The organism is Bacteroides sp. (assembly GCF_028690125.1).
GTDB lineage: Bacteria > Bacteroidota > Bacteroidia > Bacteroidales > Bacteroidaceae > Bacteroides.
Map to the genome: position 1 here is coordinate 1 of NZ_JAQVBV010000110.1, position 4066 is coordinate 4066.

At 40.8% G+C, this 4066-nt stretch carries 1 protein-coding gene; it reads right to left on the bottom strand.

Annotated features, from left to right (window positions below; all coding sequences use genetic code 11):
• Nucleotides 1-4066, bottom strand: a 4066-nt coding sequence (locus PHO71_RS25405) for a kelch repeat-containing protein (RefSeq protein WP_300208979.1), incomplete at both ends; no start/stop codon positions are given.

Here is a 4066-nt window from a genome sequence, read left to right on the forward strand (position 1 = left end):
GAGCAGAAAACACTTCTCTTACAACATTGGTAGAAGTATTCCAAGCAACGGCAAAGGTGGTTACAGAACACTCTCCGCCAAACAGAAATATTTCGTCTCCGAAAGATACCGCCGCCGCTTTTCGTCTTTTTAACTTATCCACACCGAGGATAGCTGAATTGGCCTTAGCCCATGTATTATACTCAAAATCGAATATAAACGGTAAGTGAAATTCAGTTGTGCCCGAGGTTTTAGTGCCCCCGAAGCAATACACCTTCCCTTTGTGCCAAACCATACAGTTATCAACCGAAGGTTCAGGCAAAGACGGCACAGAACGGCTTATGCCATAAAGCTTATCGTTGGTTTCTTCATAAACCCCGCCGATAGCGTGAGGCCAATAGATTAGGGCCGTGGTAGTTCCGGGATTAGAAGAAGAGTCAGCCAAACCGGAACCGGCATATCCCCCCGCCACCATTATACCGTAAGGCGTCGTACAAGCCGCGTTATTCGTAACCGCCACCGGCGCGAGGTTATCGTCTAAAGTGCGGTGCATACCGGTGTCGGGAAGATTGGTTGTGATAGTCTGACTGTAATCACCCTTAAAGACAATCTCATTAAATTTACCCTCTTTAGAATAGTCGTTAGTCAACAAACTCAATCTGTAACAAGTATAAAAATCAGTAGTGCCGGGATCAACTGAATATTCAACACCAGAATCATCTTCATCTATGGAAGATATATTCTTAAGTACTGTTCCGCCGGATGGTGACGCTAGTGATGAAATAGAATTACTTGCACGCAAAATACAACCGCTAAACTTGTTCTGCCCGGAACCGGAAATCTCCGAGACCACCTTAAAATGGGTCACCTTAACAGGTATATCAAACTCAATTCTGATGTGTCGATATTCTTCCGAAGTGCTGTCACCAAATAAACGCCAATGGGTTGAAGTATTCCCGTCAAAGGCATTTAAGACCGAATCCTCCGTTGAATATGGTCCATCACCGTCTCTCCAATAAAGAGTCTTCTTAATACTATCCGGTTCTGAAGAATAGGTTATCCAGCCCTCTTTTCTAGCGTCAAATACCCCCGGAGAGCCCCTAGGAGTTAAGATTGCTCCTGATGTTGCCACATCAGTTGTAACCACGACACCTCTTACGCTCTTTATCGAGCGTTTGCTTTCAGGAAAATATTTAAATACCGAGTCAGAAATTGAAGCCACATTTTTTATACCGTTAAACATGTAGAGATCACTATCATAAGTTGCCATAGAATGTTTTGACAGCGACTCACTCAGAGTGGCGACCAATGTTAAGTTATTCGCAAATACATCATATTGATAAATTTTGTTAAGAGCATTACCGCTGCTGTCTGTGCCGCCGGCAATGTAAATGCCGCCCGACGCGATGACAGTGTTGTTAGAACCCCACCTGGCTTCGGGAAAAACTGTTACTAAGTCTGTGATTGTACCTGAGGCGGGTGTAGATTTATAACGTACAAAGGGTTTATTGGCTAAGTGAGTTACGGGTGAAGAGAAGGAAGCGATTCTTTCTCTGTCGCCCAGCGAAGCAGCAACATTTATTTTTCTCAAATCTTTAGCTGCCGAAACAAATATATTCTGTCCGTCTTCGGAGATTGCCACATCAGTCATAACCAAGCCGCTATAATCTTTTTTTTCTGTCGCACCGTTTAAAGGAACCCGTCTTATTTCTAAAGCTTTAGTATCCCTTTGGTTAGAAAACAAAAATAATGTAGGGCTTGCCACATCTCTTCCGAATAGCATTTTTCTGTATAAATAATTACCGGCCGGGTAAATTTCTTCTTCGCCCATATAAACCGGTTCAAACCTGAACGGGGTTACAGATTCAGAAGCGATTTTATTCCATCCGTTGTCCATATTATTAATAGCAATATAACCGCTTCCTGTTGTATTAAAAGAGCCTAAGTCTTTAGACGAATCAGTTTGAAAAAAGATAGCACCCTTCTGGCTTGAAGCAGCTTGCTCAAACTGAAGCAAGTATGATTGCGCTGAAACATAATCATATGGCTTAAATTGATTGGATGCAACGGTAGAATTTATATAATCCAGTAAAAATTGATCAACATAAAATCTTGTTTTATCAATTTTAGGTGTAGAAAAAAACTTTATCCCAACATAATCACCGAGCAAAGAATACAAAGAATAATAACCAAAAAATCGTTTATCGGTGCCGACTCTAAGGTCTGAAACCCCTAATTCATTATAGTTTGCAGGGTAATCTTTTATTGAAGTCCAAGCTGGTTCGTTTGAGGTTATCGCGTCTTTAAGTTTAACTCCGGGTGTTTCTTTATGCGAAAGCCCCGGTTTAACCGGCGAGTTCGTTAAGTCGAGCGATTGCATACGATAATCAGCAACCATTCCCTTTAACTGAGTTTCATTGCTAAAATTATTGGCGGCAAAGTCATAAAACTTAACCGACTGCGAAACTGAGTCTGAGGCAACCAACGCCAAAACACGATCATCTCTGCTAATAGCCAAGTCTTGAACAAACTTCGGAGGAAAGCTCTCGGCAGGTTTAATGTTTTCTTCAGCCGTAAATTGAATTTGATAATTTCTATTGTTGGTGCTCTTACGCTTCACGGATCTATTAATTGAAATAGGTGTGTTATCAGTATCACCTTTCGTAGGATCTCCTATGTCTGAGTAAAAACCGCACGTCGGCGTGCTGTTATATTTAATAACCCCTGCATTACCTGGATTAACATTCAGAGGATCTGGATCTGGATCCCCATACCAAACACCGGGGTAATAGTTTTCGTTTTCAATAACACCACTTATTTTCCAGGTTATAGATTCTTCATATTCACCGATTTCATTGACAGCAATTCCCATACCATAATCTTTAACTAAATAATTGCCACCCCCCTGATCCTCTAATAAGACAGGAGTCACATAGCGAATCGTCCCCGAATAGGCCGAAACAAAAGTTATCCTAGTTATTTTGCTTCCGGGAGTAAATTTATTCAAATGGTAGATTATGATATGCCCAATGTAAGAATCATCAGGAGAGGTCGTTGCAGAAGTATCATTCAGCATTTCTTCGGGTAGTGTTTTTGAATATTGTTTCGCGGTTACACCTGATATCCAGCGGGCATTGCGTGTATAAGACCCGACACTGTTTTTTCCATACCAGTCAATTAGGGAAGTTCCGTCTGGTTTCCCTGCCAGAGCCAAAAAACCGCCGCCATTTAAGCCCACTATTTGTTTACACTCCCATGGAGATACCATATTGATTGATTCCGACTGCTTTTTAAAAGTATTTTCAAAATCGAAAGCGTAACCATTATTTGTCTTAACAGTGGCTACTGTGGAGTCTCTGATAAAAGCGGTGTTGCCTCTTTGGTTTTTAGAATATCCCTCGTTTAATGCGGCAACTGTATAATTATTGTCGGTAAGGCTGAGTTCAAAGGTTCTGGTGGCTGTAATCGCATTGTAAGTTTCAGCCTTAGCGAGATTGTCGCCATAAGTGACACTGAGCTTTTCGCCCATTGAAGTAAGAGCAATATCGTAAGGTTCCTTTGGTAAAGTTATTTCACGGTCATAGTTGATTGCACCGCTGTATTGATCTACACAATGAATATTGAAATCTGAAGTTTTGTCAGAGGTTGCTACATAAATATAATCTGTTTTTTTTGCGTTCACATGTACAATCGAGTCATTTTCTGGGGCAAGTTGAAAAATATTCTCATCAGGTATTTTTGCTGCGTATTTTTTTGCCGCAAACTCTTCGCAATCAAGAGATATAACAGAAGAAGAAAAAGAAGCAACGTTATCAATAATAAAACTGTTTGTCTCTTGGGAATAAACAACATACTCGGGTTTCATCGAATCCGGCGCTTTGGCAAATGGCAATGAGGTGAGATTATTTCCCGAACTATACAAATCATCATCTGTTGTATCGAAAAGATACATGCCCGAGTTTTTGTCGACCAAACAAATATATCTGCCATCGCCGCTGTATTCCATGTCTGTTATTGCTGTTGTAGTAAGTGCATTTAATTCACTTTTTACTTTAGATGCAGCCGATTTAGAATCAAAAAAAGTAAG